Genomic DNA, 15021 nt, shown 5'->3' with positions numbered 1-15021 from the left:
CTTTTTATTTCATTCTTTTGTAGGTAAAGCCGTAAATCATTGTAAATACATCTTGTATTTACAATTCAATTTTATGGCCTTTTTTCCATTCTGTCAAACTGTTTCTTTAAAAACGATTAAATATTGATTTCTGCCTGCAAGCCTAGATCGTCACGATTGGCTTCAAGGACTGGATCGATATAGTCTTTAAAGAATTCTTTTGTTTGTTGCGGCGCTCTTCCAACGAAGTTTTTAGGTTCCATGATCTTCATGATCTCTTCTTTGCTCATCATGAAACGTGGATCGTTCGCGATCCGATCGATCAAGTCGTTTTCTTTACCTTCTTGCTTGATCCGTTTAGCGGCTTCCATAGAATGCTCGCGGATCGCTTCATGCAGTTCTTGACGATCGCCTCCTGCCTTGACGGCGTCCATCATGATATTTTCTGTTGCCATGAAAGGAAGTTCTTTCAATAGGTCGGATTCGATCACTTTTGGATAGACGACAAGTCCATCTGTAATATTTAAATAAAGGTCGAGTATTCCATCGATCGCTAAAAAAGCTTCCGGGATACTGATCCGCTTGTTTGCTGAATCATCCAACGTTCTCTCGAACCATTGCGTGCTAGCGGTCAAAGCCGGATTCATCGCGTCGCAGATCACATAGTTGGCCAACGCAGCCATTCGTTCCGAACGCATTGGATTGCGTTTATACGCCATGGCCGAAGATCCGATCTGTCCTTTTTCGAAAGGTTCTTCGATCTCCTTCATATGCTGGAGAAGACGAATATCATTGCTGAATTTATGAGCGCTTTGGGCAATTCCCACTAACGCTTGTAGAACACGGGTATCGTATTTCCGAGTATAAGTTTGTCCAGATACAGGGAAGTAGTCTTTATATCCGAGCTTATCGCAAATGATGCGATCGATCTCTTTGGCTTTGGATGCGTCTCCATCAAAAAGCTCCATAAAACTAGCTTGGGTCCCAGTCGTTCCTTTTTGTCCTAATAGACGTTTATGGGACAATAAATACTCGATTTCTTCATAATCCATCAATAGGTCCTGCGCCCAAAGAGCCGCTCGTTTGCCGACTGTTGTTGGTTGCGCTGGCTGAAAGTGGGTAAAGGCTAAGCAAGGCAGGTCTTTGTATTCGAGAGCGAAATGTTCAAGGGCCGCCAAGACATTGACGAGTTTTTTCTTGATCAGCTCTAGACCTTCATGCATGATGATCAAATCGGTATTGTCTCCAACATAGCAGCTTGTCGCGCCTAAATGGATGATTCCCTTTGCTTTTGGGGCTTGAACGCCATAGGCATAGACATGGGACATCACGTCATGGCGGACGATCTTTTCTCTTTCTTGAGCCACTTCATAGTTGATATCGTCTTTGTGATCGATAAGTTCTTGGATCTGTTCATCGCTGATATCGAGTCCTAGTTCTTGTTCGGCTTGGGCTAGAGCGATCCAAAGCCGTCTCCATGTTTTGAATTTTTTATCGTTGGAAAACAACTCTTTCATTTCTTTTGAGGCGTAGCGTTGGGAAAGAGGTGAAATATAAATGGATGTATCGCTCATGTTATTCTCCAAATCCTAGTCTTTTGAATACTTCTTTATAAGCGCCTTCAGGATCGCCTAGATCTCTGCGGAAACGGTCTTTATCGAGATGTTCTCCTGTTTCGATATCCCAATAGCGGCAAGTGTCTGGCGAGATCTCGTCGGCAAGCACGATTGTTCCATCGCTTGTTTTTCCAAACTCCAATTTAAAGTCGATCAGCTCGATGCCGATTTCTTTAAAGAACGCTTTGAGATAATCGTTGATCTGAAACGCGTATTTTGAGATCGTGTCGATCTCCTCTTTTGTTGCCGCGCCGATCGCGATCGCCATATAATCATTGATGAGAGGATCACCAAGTTCATCATCTTTATAAGAGAATTCGAGCGTCGAGCACTTGAGTGGGGTTCCTTCTTGGATCCCAAGGCGTTTCGAGAATGATCCAGCCGCTTTGTTGCGGATGATCACTTCAAGAGGGATGATATCTACTTTTTTCACATACGTTTTATTCGTATCGATTTCTGAGATTAAATGCGTTGGAATGCCCGCTTCTTCGAGCTTTTTCATCAAGAAATTGCTCATGCGGTTGTTGATAGCTCCTTTACCGACGATCGTTCCTTTTTTTAGACCATTGAAGGCTGTCGCATCGTCTTTATAGTCTACGATCACGACATTCGCATCGTCTGTCGCGTAGACTTTTTTCGCTTTTCCTTCATAGATCATATCCAGTTGTTCCATTGATTTTCCTCCATTTTCTTTCTTTGACATTATACCCGAATTGTTGTAAAAAACGCAATTTGTCTTTTGAAGAAGCAGTTTGTGGTATAATTTTTCAGATGAAAGGAGTTCGATATGCGATTTTTATCGATTTTAACAACGAAGTCAAGCGCCTATCTTTTGCAAAAGATCGGTCGAGGTGGCTCTCTTCCTGGTCAGCTTGGCTTGAAGTTCGATCCAGATATATTCAAAAAACTAACTTTTAAAGGGCCTGTCATCGTTGTGACAGGGACGAATGGAAAAACGAGCACTGCCAATATGATCGCGGATCTTTTTGAACGCGCTGGAAAGAAGGTCGTATCCAATCGAAGAGGAGATAATTTACGAGAAGGGATCGCGACCACATTATTAGCGAACGCCAACTTGCAGGGGGTTGTCCAGGCAGATGTTGTCGTTCTTGAAGTTGATGAGCTGAATGTGAAATATATTTTGCCTAATCTTCCTGTGAGTGCTTTTGTCGTCAATAATTTCTTTCGCGACCAGCTCGACCGTGCGCGAGAAATGGAGCAATTGATCGAAAGCATAGAAAAGGTGCTTCCGAATTATGACCAAACGCTCATCTTGAACGGGAATGATCCAAACGTCGTGCGTTTAGCGCTCAAAGCTCCAAAAGCCAATGTCGTCTATTTTGGTTTAGGCCGAAACAAATATTCGCAAGAGACGACCAATGAAGCAAGCGAAGGTAAATTTTGTCCTGTTTGTGGGAATCGTCTTGAATATTCTTATTATCAATATTCGCATATTGGATCGTTCCATTGTGCGAAATGTCATTTTAGAACACCGATCTTGAATGTAGAACTTCATGATATCGATCTAGAAGATCACACTTTTTACTTTCATCAAGAAAAGTTCAAGGATCCTTATCAAGGCATGTATTCGATGTATAATTGTGCGGCGATCATTGCGGTGGCGGAAGTCTTTTGTATCGGGTTTGATGTTGTGCGTCAAGTATTCGCTAACGCTCCGCAGCCAAAAGGAAGAAACGAGAAATTTATCAAAGATGGTCGAGAAGTCGTTTTAAACTTGATCAAGAATCCTACAGGAGCCAATGAAGTCATGAAGGTGATCGAACACGATCCTGCGGATCGTTTAATCGTCATCGTGCTCAATGATAAAGAACAAGATGGTATCGATATTAGTTGGATCTATGATACGTATTTTGAAAAGCTCATGAGCAAAAATACAAAAAAGATCGTCACAACCGGAACGAGAGGAACCGATATGGCGCTCCGTTTATATTATGGAGGGTATCAAGGTGTGCTCGAAACGAAAGAAACCATCGAAGAAGCGCTCCAAGAAATTGGAAATGATCACGATAAACTCTACGTGATCGCGACCTATACAGCGCTTCTTCCAAGTCGCACCGCGATCAAAAAGGAGCTGGGGTTATGAATCGAGTAATGAAAGTCGCATGGATGTATCATGATATCATGGATCTATATGGCGATAAAGGAAACATGATGGTGTTGAAGAAACGCTGCGAAGATCGAGGGATCGATTTTATATTGCATACGATCGGGATCGGTCAAGAAGCGGATCTAAGCGATTATGATTTGATCTTTTTAGGAGGAGGCGCAGATAAGGAGCAAATGTCGCTGATTCCTGACCTTCTAAGCCGAAAAGAGAATATTCAAAAAGCGATGGATGAGAACACTTTTGTTTTATTGATCTGTGGCGGATATCAATTGTTTGGAAAATATTATGAGGCCGCAGATCATTCTAAGATCCCTGGACTTGGTTTCTATTCTTATTATACCGATACGGGGAAGGAAGGATCTCGCTGTATCGGGAATGTCGTGATCGAAGCCGTTCTGGATGGCAGAAAGACAAAAATCGTAGGCTTTGAAAATCACGGCGGCCAAACTTTAGGGGTAGAACATCCGCTTGGCGCAGTGATCAAAGGATATGGCAATAGCTTTGATGCGGGGCAAGAAGGTTTTTATGATGGAAAGATCTTAGGGACGTATTTACACGGTCCTTTGCTTCCTAAAAATCCGGAAGTCGCTGATTTTGTCATTTATAAAGCGTTGAAAAAAAGAGATCCGGATTTTCGGTTTGAGGATCTTGCGCCTTTGAGTGATCATTGGGAAAATTTAGCTCGAGAAGCTATATTTAAAAAGCTAGAAATTCAAGAATAGAAGAGGTCTTGTACGATCTCTTCTTTTTATTAGCATTTGAGAGCGATATCGCTATCGAGTACGTTATACTTAAAGAAAGAAAAGAGGTTGTGCGTATGATTCAAATCATTTCGGATTCTGGCACTTTATATTCTCAAATTGACGCAAAGAATAAAGGCTTGTATGTTATTCCATTAAATATTATTGTTGACCATAAAAGTTATCGAGATTACGATACGATCTCGAGCACAGAGCTGCTTAAAATGATCGATGAAAAAAAAGTTCCTTCCACTTCTCTTCCAAGTGTCGGAGAGAGGATCGATCTGTATAATTCGTTGACCAACCAAGGGGATACGGTGATCGATATCACGATCGCGAGCGGACTTTCGGGAGCTTATCAATCGGCTGTTTTGGCAAAAGAAGAATGCGAGCATCCGGAAATGGTGTATGTGGTCAATTCACAAACGTTAGCTGGTCCGATGCGCGCGATGGTCGATCAAGCGTATACGATGGCGAAGGAAGGAAAAAGTGTAGACTCGATCTTAGCGATGCTTTCGAGCTCGATCCAAACCGAAGTTTCTTTTTTGATTCCGCAAGATTTTTCGTTTTTAAAGCGCGGTGGTCGTGTTTCTTCCTTTGAAGCTGTTTTGGGCGGTATACTGAAACTACTTCCTGTCATGATCCGAAGAAAGAAGAAAGACAGCGATGAATCGCATTTGGAAAACTTTACTTTAGCTAGGACGATGAAGAAAGCCTATACCAAGATGGCGGAATATATGAAGGAAAAAGGTGTTGGAGAAGGATACTATATTTTTATTTCGCATGCGAATAATATTGACGATGCTTTGAAAGCGGAATCGTATTTTAAACAGCAATTTCCGCAATCTAAGATCGTTGTCATGCCCCTTTCACCGGCTTTTATTACGCAAGGAGGGCCAAAGTGTTTAGCGGTACAGGCAATTAAAATCGTTCAAGAATAGGTGAGAGATCATCTATTTTTTTGTAAAAAAAAGTAAAACGAATAACTAAATCGTTTTACTTTTAAAATAAATTCACTCGCTCATGGAGTGAAGCAATGATTGACTATAAATTTTATAGACGACCGTACGGATCGCAGATTCCATGAGCTGCTGTTCAGGAGAGGGCGATTCGTACGTCAGGTTTGGAAGCGTATTGCTCAAAAATATTTCTTTCAAATTTTTTTCGAAGATCGAAATGAAACGATTATAGTGGAGCTCAATATGATCGTCTTTCATATTTCGATAAATGTTGATCATTTTAGAAATATCTTTTAACGAAAAGCAGCACTTTAATATACAGACGACGATCAAATATCCGACGTGATAAGGTTTATAATATTTTTTGATTGGCTGAGGAACCATAGAATGCTTTACATAGTTGTTGACCATACTTTTGGTAATGACCATCTCTTTGCCCTCCAAATCTAGAAACGATAACGTTTGATTGATATACGATACGACTTGGTCGACATAGAGATCCATATTGGGAAAATCTTCCCATAGCGGAAGTTTTATTTTTTGGATTTTTTGATATATTTCTTGCATAGTCTCATAGTAACATAGTTTCTAGAATGCAACAATCTAGTTTCTAAAACTAGGTATATTGACATTTAAAACTATGAATCTATAATGATGCATAGAAAGGGGCATTTATGCTATCAATTATTACGGATACTTCTTCTTTATATACACCCGAACAAGCTAAGGAATTAGGCTTCCACGTAGTTCCGCTTCATGTGCTTTATAATGGAATCTCAAAACGAGATCTTGTGGAAATCGATGGAAACGGACTGCTGGAGGAAATCAAAAACGGAGCAGTTCCTTCTTCTTCACAACCCTCGATTGGAGAAAAGATCGACCTCTATGAGCAATTATCCAAACTGGGTGCCGTTTTAGACATCACAATGGCGCAAGGCTTGTCGGGAACGTATGATTCTGCTTTGATGGCTAATGAGCAGATCGATACTGTATATCCTGTTACTGTATACAATTCGATGACTTTATGTGGACCTCAACGCGCCCTTGTTGATCTTGCGTTTGATCAAGCAAAAAAAGGAAAAACGATCGAAGAGATCGTATCGGTATTGGATCAGGCATCGCAAACGGATCGATCATTTTTGATTCCTAGAGATTTTGATTATTTGAAAAGGGGAGGACGGATCAAAAATCTAGAAGCGAAAGTGGGCAGCTTTTTAAAGCTCATTCCGGTAATGAAAAAAACAGCGGATGGACAAGCGCTAGAAATTTTCAGCATCGATCGTACATTCAAAAAATCTGTCTCTAAAATCATCGCTTCGATGAAAGAGCAAGGAGTTAGCGTGGACTATCGGTTTTATATTGGTCATGCCGATAATTTTGACGATGCGCAGAAAGCGAAAGCGCTGCTAGAGAACGCTTTTGAGAACGCGCGTATTGAAATCGTGGAATTGACACCTGTTTTTATCGCGCAAGGCGGTCCTGGATGCGTCAGTATTCAAGCGATCCAGATCGATTCTTTGTAAGTATTGGCTTCCTAAGTTTTTTCTGTTACTATTGAGTGGGTGATAGTAAATATGAAGAAATTTTGGAAGCTTCTTTTGGCTTTCGTGCTTATGCTTTCTCTTTCAGCCTGTTCAAAAGGGGAAGGAAAGGTCGAAGTCAAAGATGGTGTGGATTTTGAATTGTTGGATGCTGTGCGTGTAACTAACGATTCAACGAATACAGTGTATTATTATTTTTTAGCGAGTTTGACAAATAATTCGAAGTCGAATTATAGCATTTCCGAATTATCGTATAATGTAACGGATGGCGAGAATCATGATGTTCATGCGATCGATCGTCAACAAACTACGATCACGCAAAGTCTTGCCCCCGATCGTTCTACATTTGTCTATGGGTATGTAGGTTATCCGAACAACAACCAAAAGGACATGGGGATCTATTTTCCAAAGAATAAGCAATTTTTATCGTTCAAATCCATTGATTTAAGGAATATCAGTGATAAAAACGTTAACTATTCAACGAGTGATCAATTTACGTTATACGAAGACAAGACTTTTGAATTTGATGTAGATTCCTCGAAAATGAAGTATTCCTTTGAAAATGGAAATTCTGTGGTCCGCGGTTTAAAGATCACATATATCAATAAGACCAATAAACCACTTGTCGTGCCTTATATTTCGCCAGTCGCGACACTAAAAGGTATCGATTTGAATCAATACAAAGATCGAGGAAATTTTGCGGAGATGGATCTTGAACAAATCAAGGGTATTGATTTTAAGACGAACGATATGCAGCCTAAGATCGAAACGATCAATGGCGCGGTCACTGGATATGAATGTTTTTATTTGACGGAAAACCAAGAACTGACATGTACGATCAATTTTACATTCGAACATGCGATCCCAAATTTCGCAAGCTATAATCCGAAAGCGATCACGATCGATTTGAATTCGGCACCATTAGGTTATTCGCAAGAAATCAATGTGAAATACTAAGAAGATCTGGAGAGATCTTCTTTTTTATTTGGAAATTGAAACTGCGTATAACCTTTATTCTGTGTAAATAATAAATATTATTTACTACATAATATACATTATGCGAAGTAGTTGACCAAAAGAAAAACGGCAAGTTTGCCGTTTATAGTTCATTCGCACGTGCTAGAAAATAATGCCTGGCGTTCGCGTTCGCTACTTGAGTCGCTCTTCCTTTCAGCGCGATCTTTTCCAATTGATCATCCTGTAAAAACCAGTTCAGCTGCAATGCCATCTGATAGTTTTCTAAAAAGATACATTCCTTGATCTTTGCGCGAAGCAGATCCTCGCCAATCAAAGAAAGCATCGTTTCTCGATACTCTTCATCGCTTGTTGGCATCAATTTGCTGACAGTTCCATCAAACCACCCTAGATATCCAGTATAGATCGCTTTGACAGCCCATTCGACCAATGAGAAGTATTCTCCTAAAAAAGGAGTTTGCAAATGATCTGGCAGCTTTACCGCTTCGGCGCATTCATTCATCGATAAACCATTGTTCATGCATTCCAATGTCTTCATCAAAACATATTCCAGTGCGTCTCGGAAGTTCTTCAAATTCTTTTGCACTTCCGCTTTTCCAATGAGCGGATTCGTATGTCCTGGAAGCACGACTTCTGGATCTAGCGCTAAGATCGAATCGATCACGTCGATCCAATTCGCTACATCTCGATACGAGGATCCACGAACACTATACATATTTGGAAAAACACCATAATAATTATCCCCCACCATCATGATGTTTGATTCAGGCAGCAAAATCGAAATCGAATCTTTTGTTTCCCCCGGCATCCGGATCAATTTGAACGGAATCCCATCAATTCGACGTTCGACAGACTTTCCTGTATAAATCGTTGTCGGCTCAAGAAAAGCACGTTGCGCCCCCTCCTTGATAAAACCTTCACGAGGACCCATTCCATGCGTGATGGCATCGATGTCCGACAATCCATAGCCTCTAGCGAAAACCTTTCGCATATTGATAATATCTTCAAGTTTGTCATAGTACTTCAAATCTTCAGTCAGTTTATCAAAAGCGATCACCTCTTTTACAGTATCCTTAAAAACTCCCGCTCCACCCATATGATCTGGACATCGATGAGTGTAGATGATCGTTTCTACAGGTTTTGTAGTAATCGATTCCAACTCCTTTTTTAGATCTTTCGCAAAGAGATCACAATCCAGAGTATCGACCAAAATGATCGATGAATCTCCTATGATCGCTGTAACATTGCTGTTGCCGAATCCAACAAAATAATAGACATTTTCTTGGATCCGATAAACCTTTTTCGCAAAATTTTCCTTCGTGAATTCAATCAATAACTGCTCACCAGTCATGTTTTTCCCCCATTCCTTTCTGCAATCATGAATTCCCAATTTAACTTTCAATGAAACTTCTACTCCCATTATAACGGAATTACGCTAAATTATGTTAAAATATAAAAATAATTTAAAAAAAACTCGGACTTATCCCAAGTTTTCTTCTAAAGTTTCATGATTTTGTGCCAGTCGGCGTGCTGTTTCCGGACCAACATAACGTAAATGAGTCGGCATCGAAGGAACTAGCGTATACTCTTCTTTCCCTTCTGGATAGCGAAGGATAAAGCCATGATCGGCTAACCGTTCGCATAACCACGTATAATTTGGATCGTCCTTGGCAAAATCAGAAGAACCATTGATCGCAATATCTACCGCAAGACCAGTTTGATACTCCGAAAAACAAGGGCGCAGTAATACATAATCATCCACCATGTCCCCCTGCTCTTTCTTCAGATCCTCTTGGATCATGCCAATATTTTCATTGGAAATAAACCCATTTGTTGCCTGAAGATCAAAACCACGCACTTTGGCTTCTTGTACAAGAGCCTCAAAAGCCTGCGCTGACTCTTTTCTTAAACCAACAGGATAGTTTGGGTCTATTGAAGAAACAGGCTCTAGATCTTCTGGCATATATTCAGCAGGAAGTTTCGAGTACGCGTTGACTAAAACCGTATATGAATTCGGATCCTTGACTTCGCTTGCACTCGTAAAAGGTTCTTTATCCAAATTCATCTTCACTCGCTTCTTCACTTCATCTTGCGATAAGCTCGAGTTGAGATCCGCATACGCTTTTTCTCGGGTCGTATAAATAGGCTCCGATTTCCCGCTTTCTTTTTTTTCTGTTGTTGTGGGTGTTGGATCCTGCAAAGAAGTGATCATCATATATCCTCCCATAAGCATGCCCGCCACCATTCCTATACATAATAGGATCGCAAATAGCTTCTTCATAATTCGTCTTCTTTCTTTTAATCATCTAGCTTCGCTAAGATCTTCCTTGTATCCGGTAATTGAAAATCATGCATCATCATCGGTGAAATATGACAATACCCATAAGGATTTTTGAGCAAATAATCTTGATGATACGCCTCCGCTGGATAGAAATTAGTCAATTTCTCTACTTCGATCACGATCGGTTTTGAATAAAATTTTTGAGCCTTCTTGACAAAGGACTCGATCGTTTCAAGTTCTTTAGGATCCGTAGTATAAATACCTGTGCGATAATTGGTCCCTATATCGTTGCCTTGCTTATTAAGCGAAGTTGGATCGATGATTTGAAAATAGGCATAAAGGATCTGGATCAAAGAAATCGTGTTCGGATCGTACTCAATCTTTACACATTCGGTTGCTTGCGTGCTTTTCGAAACCACTTGTTCATAGCTAGGGTTGGCGATGATCGAATTTGCATATCCGACCCCAGTCTCCTCTATTCCTTCAAACTGAGAAAAGAAATGCTCCACACCCCAAAAACAGCCGCCAGCAAGATAAATCGTTTTCATAATATCTACCTCCTAAAAAAGATTAAGGACATTCCTTAATCTTTGCGATTGCATTTATTCTTCAATGTCTGCGATGGTTTAAATTTTGGAAGTTTGCTGGCTGGAATTTCCATTCTCTCTTTCGTGACAGGATTGATACCCATTCTAGCTTTACGATCAAAAATCACAAACTTACCAAAACCAGTAATATCGACAAGACCCTCTTCCGCAAGCGCGTCACTCATTTCATTAAAAATGATGTCGATGATCTTGATCGCTTCTTTTTTTCTTAATGTCGTATCTTGCGCAAGTTTTTGAGCAAGAGAATCTTTAGTAACATATTTAGCCATATTAAAATTCCGCCTTCAATTTACGGATCATGAGATCATTCGCACAATGTTCAGGCTTCTTGCCTTCGTATAAGATTTGATACACTTCTTCGCAAATCGGCATATCGATCCCATTTTCTTTTGCCACATCGTGAACGATCTTCGCTGTCCGTACACCCTCTACTGTTTTTTTATTATTTTTTAAAAAGTTTTCAACTGTATTTTCTTTTCCAATTTGATATCCTGCCTGAAAATTACGAGAATGTACGCTCGAGCAAGTGACGATTAGATCGCCAATGCCCGTAAGTCCAATAAATGTTTGCGGTTTTCCGCCAAAATGCGTTCCATACCGAATCATTTCCTGCAAGCCGCGAGTGATCAAAGCCGCGCGCGTATTATCTCCATACCCTAGACCAGCCAAGATCCCAGAAGCGATCGCCATGACATTTTTGATCGCAGCCCCTAATTCGCTTCCGATCTCGTCGTTTCCGGTATAGATCCGCATATAATGATTCGAAAACAGCTCCTGAACAGCTTTTGCATCCTCTTCCTTTAAAGAGATCGCATCGATCGAAGTGAGCTGCCGTAACACGACTTCTTCGGCATGACTAGGACCGATCAAAGAAACAACACTGGAAAGATGATCCTTCGAAATCGTTCGACGGATCACTTCAGACATTCTTTCATTTGTTCCAGGTTGAAAGCCTTTAGAAACGTTGACAATGATCGCTTTCTTTTCAAGAAGCGGATCGATCTGTTTACAGATAGGCTCGATCGCGATCGTTGGAACCGCCAAAACGATCATATCCGCATCCTTGACGCAGTGAATATCGTTTGTCGCTTTCAAGTCAGGATTTAGATCGACCCCTTTGAAATATTTCTCATTTCGATGATGCTCGTTGATATTTTCGATCTCATTTTGATCAACACCATAGAGCAGAACATCCTGATTATTATCCGCTAAAGTTTGGGCAAGCGCAGTTCCCCAACTTCCGCTCCCAATAACAACTATTTTCATATCTATCACTTTCTATTTTTTGCGCACCATGATATGCAATGGAGTTCCTACGAATCCGAACGCTTCTCTCAATTTATTTTCAAGATAACGCTTATACGAGAAATGGAACAATTCCGGATCATTGACAAAGAGCACGAAGGTTGGTGGTTCTACGGCCACTTGCGAAGAATATAAGATTTTAAGCTGTCTGCCGTTGTGAGGTTTTGGAGGATTCATCATTTGGGCGTCCAATATGACATCGTTCAAAACATTCGTAGCGATCCGCATCGTGCAGTAATCGTGGACCGTATCGATCAGAGGGATCAATTGATTGACTTTAGATCTCGTTTTGGCGGATACGAAAGCGATTGGCGCATAATCTAAATATTTAAAATGAGCCCGGATCTCTTTTGTGATCTTATTCATTGTTTTATCGTCTTTTTCGACCGTATCCCATTTATTGTAAACGATGATCACACCTTTTCCAGCTTCGTGAGCAAGACCTGCCACGTGCTTATCTTGTTCCCGGATCCCAAGTTCGCCATCGATCAAAACGAGAACGACATTCGCTCTCTCGATAGCGCTTTGGGCACGAAGGATCGAATACTTTTCAATATTCTCATAAATCTTTCCGCGCTTTCGGATACCCGCAGTATCAATGATCATATATTCTTTATCATTAAATTTAAAAGGAGTATCGATCGCATCTCTTGTCGTACCTTGTACATCGCTGACAATGACACGATCCTCTTTCAAGATCGCGTTCACAAGCGAGCTTTTTCCAACGTTTGGACGGCCAATGACACAAAACGAGGTAATCCCTTCGTAATCGGGGATCTTTTGATCTGGCATATCTTTAACCGCGATATCCATCAAATCACCCAAGCCTAAACCATGAGCTCCGCTGATCGGGATCGGATCGCCCAAGCCAAGCTCATAAAATTCATAAATATTCATGCGAAGCGATTCATTATCCGCTTTATTCACTGCCAGGATGATCGGTTTATTCGATTTCTTGAGTTTGCGCGCGATTGCCACATCATCGCTTGTGATCCCTTCTTTGGCAGAAACGATCATGACGATCACATTCGCTTCTTCGATCGCGATCTCGACTTGCATATTGATTTCTTCACTGAACGGCTGATCTTCGATTTGGATCCCGCCCGTATCGATCAATCGATACTGTAAAGTGAGCCAATCAAGGATCCCATAGATCCGATCGCGCGTTACTCCAGGCGTATCTTCCACGATACTCTTTCTTTGTCCGATCAAGCGATTGAAAATTGTCGATTTTCCAACATTAGGGCGTCCCACCAACGCAATAGTTCCACGTATCATTTTTATGCTCCTTTCCTAGAGCTTTTTATCCATTATCTCCTGAATCACCTCTACGACTTCATTGATCGTCATATCCGAAGTATCGAGCTGATAGGCGTCTTCACTGGCGCACAGCGGCGAAATCTCGCGATGCGAATCTTGGTAGTCGCGGGCTACGATATCTTGATATATCGTTTCATAATCGCATTCGATCCCCTTCATCATATATTCATCATATCGACGCTGCGCTCGTGCCTTTGGAGAAGCGGTCAAAAAGATCTTCACTTCCGCGTTTGGAAGAACAGTTGTTCCAATATCACGCCCATCGACGATATAATTTTTATCTTTAGTGATCTCTTGCTGCAAAGCGACCATCTTTTTCCGTACTTCAGGAAGCGAAGACACTTTCGAAGTGAAATTCGAGATCGCGTTTGTCCGGATCTTTTCCGAGACATCTTGGCCATTCAAAAAGACCTTCGATCCCTCGAAGCGGATCTTCAAAGTATTCAATACATGTTCAACGGCCTCGTGATCACGCAAGCTTACTCCATTTTCCTTTAAAGCAAGAGCGACACAGCGATACATAGCCCCTGTATCGAGATGAATCATTTGATTGTCTTGCGCAAGACGATCAGAAACGCTGCTTTTTCCTACACCGCTGGGGCCATCGATCGCAACATTGATCTTATGCATTAAAGAACTCCCATGCCTCGAATAAAGTAGAATGTCATGAAGATCGAGACGATCAACAAGACGATCAAGACGATCAAGACGATATTCATGATCGTATTCGATTTTTTCGATGTCTTCTCTGGAAGATCATTCTCAAAATCCTCCGCTCGCATCCGCATTTTGGCGCTAGGCATTTCGTCCTCAACGATCGCTTTTTCTTTCTTGGCCGGACGAGAAGATTTCTTTTTCTTTTTAGAATTTGTTTTTCTTGGTTTTTGAACGACTGGTTCCTCATTGAATTCTTCAACAGTATGCTGTTTTGTCGTCAAGACAGTCAGCTGATCGGTATCCGCTTTGTCATCCGCCAAAATATCGTTGCTCGAAAGAACGATACGCTCCGTGGCTGGTTCTTTTTCTTCTGGTTCGATCTTGACGCTTTCCAGTTCGACTTCTTTTACCCGAACGGGATTGATACGAGTCAGCTTTTGATTCGAAGGCATCAAAGAAGCCATCGCGGCTTCGTCTTTCAAGCCTTTTGGAAGCTTCATCGTCGTTCCGCCTTCATCCTCGTCATCATCTTCCATTTCCACGAAATGCGCGGTACGCTTTTGAGATCCTTGCGGCTGGTCTAGCTGACGAAGGATGTTAATTTGCGTATCGTCTGTGATTCGGGTTCCGTTATCAATATTATATTGTTTCACTTCGCCAAGAAGCTCATCCATGACCGGACTTGTTTGAAATTCGTTGGATTTGCTCGAAAGCGCGTTTTCTTCTTCGTGCGAATGAAGCGGTTTATTTGCATGCGATAATGAATGGTTTTGGACCCTTGAGAGTCTAGGACGTACCGGAGCGCTTTGTGCAGCAGTTGTTTCTTCATCCAGTTGGTCTCTCAACGGTTGATATTTTTTGGTTCTTGATAATTGAGCCATAATGACCTCCCTTAAGTAATCTTTACTATTA

16 protein-coding genes are annotated in these 15021 nt (G+C 41.3%); 5 read left to right on the top strand and 11 right to left on the bottom strand.

What is annotated here, in order from left to right; genetic code table 11:
* Positions 1–116: 116 nt before the first annotated feature.
* Both purB and purC read right to left on the bottom strand, forming a co-directional pair.
* Positions 117–1553, bottom strand: coding sequence for an adenylosuccinate lyase (gene purB, locus BO225_RS04710; RefSeq protein WP_076341119.1), 1437 nt, complete (start codon positions 1551–1553; stop codon positions 117–119).
* A 1-nt stretch (position 1554) separates the two neighbouring features.
* Positions 1555–2268: a phosphoribosylaminoimidazolesuccinocarboxamide synthase gene (gene purC, locus BO225_RS04705; protein ID WP_076341118.1), complete on the bottom strand. Its 714-nt coding sequence runs from the start codon at positions 2266–2268 to the stop codon at positions 1555–1557.
* A gap of 114 nt (positions 2269–2382) precedes the next feature.
* Here purC and BO225_RS04700 point away from each other — a divergent pair, with 114 nt between their 5' ends.
* The 3 genes from BO225_RS04700 to BO225_RS04690 all read left to right on the top strand — a co-directional run bounded on the left by BO225_RS04700 (position 2383) and on the right by BO225_RS04690 (position 5404).
* On the top strand, positions 2383–3699 hold the full coding sequence (locus BO225_RS04700; protein ID WP_076341117.1) for a Mur ligase family protein: 1317 nt from the start codon (positions 2383–2385) through the stop codon (positions 3697–3699).
* On the top strand, positions 3696–4445 hold the full coding sequence (locus BO225_RS04695) for a type 1 glutamine amidotransferase (RefSeq protein WP_233120288.1): 750 nt from the start codon (positions 3696–3698) through the stop codon (positions 4443–4445). Before BO225_RS04700 ends, BO225_RS04695 begins: the two co-directional genes overlap by 4 nt.
* Positions 4446–4540: 95 nt before the next feature.
* Positions 4541–5404, top strand: coding sequence for a DegV family protein (locus BO225_RS04690; protein ID WP_076341116.1), 864 nt, complete (start codon positions 4541–4543; stop codon positions 5402–5404).
* Positions 5405–5476: 72 nt separating this feature from the next.
* On the opposite strand, the gene BO225_RS04685 is transcribed toward BO225_RS04690, so the two are convergent.
* The gene (locus tag BO225_RS04685) at positions 5477–5989 is read right to left on the bottom strand and encodes a DUF1836 domain-containing protein (RefSeq protein WP_076341115.1); all 513 of its coding nucleotides are present in this window, start codon (positions 5987–5989) and stop codon (positions 5477–5479) included.
* A gap of 107 nt (positions 5990–6096) precedes the next feature.
* On the opposite strand from BO225_RS04685, the gene BO225_RS04680 reads away from it, so the two are divergent.
* Both BO225_RS04680 and BO225_RS04675 read left to right on the top strand, forming a co-directional pair.
* Positions 6097–6945 (top strand): DegV family protein, encoded by an 849-nt coding sequence (locus tag BO225_RS04680; RefSeq protein ID WP_076341114.1) that lies wholly within the window; start codon positions 6097–6099, stop codon positions 6943–6945.
* Positions 6946–6996: 51 nt separating this feature from the next.
* On the top strand, positions 6997–7920 hold the full coding sequence (locus BO225_RS04675) for a hypothetical protein (protein WP_076341113.1): 924 nt from the start codon (positions 6997–6999) through the stop codon (positions 7918–7920).
* A gap of 142 nt (positions 7921–8062) precedes the next feature.
* Here BO225_RS04675 and BO225_RS04670 read toward each other — a convergent pair whose 3' ends face one another.
* From BO225_RS04670 to BO225_RS04635, 8 genes are all read right to left on the bottom strand, one after another.
* A complete protein-coding gene (locus tag BO225_RS04670; protein WP_076341112.1) occupies positions 8063–9289 on the bottom strand; it encodes an alkyl sulfatase dimerization domain-containing protein in 1227 nt (408 codons plus the stop codon).
* 129 nt (positions 9290–9418) lie between these two features.
* Positions 9419–10219, bottom strand: a complete 801-nt coding sequence (locus BO225_RS04665; RefSeq protein ID WP_076341111.1) for a M15 family metallopeptidase — start codon at positions 10217–10219, stop codon at positions 9419–9421.
* A gap of 17 nt (positions 10220–10236) precedes the next feature.
* On the bottom strand, positions 10237–10767 hold the full coding sequence (gene msrA / locus BO225_RS04660; RefSeq protein WP_083632081.1) for a peptide-methionine (S)-S-oxide reductase MsrA: 531 nt from the start codon (positions 10765–10767) through the stop codon (positions 10237–10239).
* A gap of 35 nt (positions 10768–10802) precedes the next feature.
* Positions 10803–11096, bottom strand: coding sequence for an HU family DNA-binding protein (locus tag BO225_RS04655; protein WP_076341110.1), 294 nt, complete (start codon positions 11094–11096; stop codon positions 10803–10805).
* Between the two features lies 1 nt (position 11097).
* On the bottom strand, positions 11098–12093 hold the full coding sequence (locus tag BO225_RS04650) for an NAD(P)H-dependent glycerol-3-phosphate dehydrogenase (protein WP_076341109.1): 996 nt from the start codon (positions 12091–12093) through the stop codon (positions 11098–11100).
* Positions 12094–12105: 12 nt separating this feature from the next.
* Positions 12106–13410, bottom strand: coding sequence for a ribosome biogenesis GTPase Der (gene der, locus BO225_RS04645; RefSeq protein WP_076341108.1), 1305 nt, complete (start codon positions 13408–13410; stop codon positions 12106–12108).
* Between the two features lie 15 nt (positions 13411–13425).
* Positions 13426–14082 (bottom strand): (d)CMP kinase, encoded by a 657-nt coding sequence (gene cmk, locus BO225_RS04640; RefSeq protein WP_076341107.1) that lies wholly within the window; start codon positions 14080–14082, stop codon positions 13426–13428.
* A complete protein-coding gene (locus BO225_RS04635; RefSeq protein WP_076341106.1) occupies positions 14082–14990 on the bottom strand; it encodes a hypothetical protein in 909 nt (302 codons plus the stop codon). The genes cmk and BO225_RS04635 overlap by 1 nt, the downstream gene beginning before the upstream one ends.
* Positions 14991–15021: the final 31 nt, after the last annotated feature.

Source organism: Dubosiella newyorkensis, assembly GCF_001945605.1.
GTDB lineage: Bacteria > Bacillota_I > Bacilli_A > Erysipelotrichales > Erysipelotrichaceae > Dubosiella > Dubosiella newyorkensis.
Note: the sequence above shows the minus strand (reverse complement) of the source record. Positions and strands in the feature narration are given on the sequence as shown.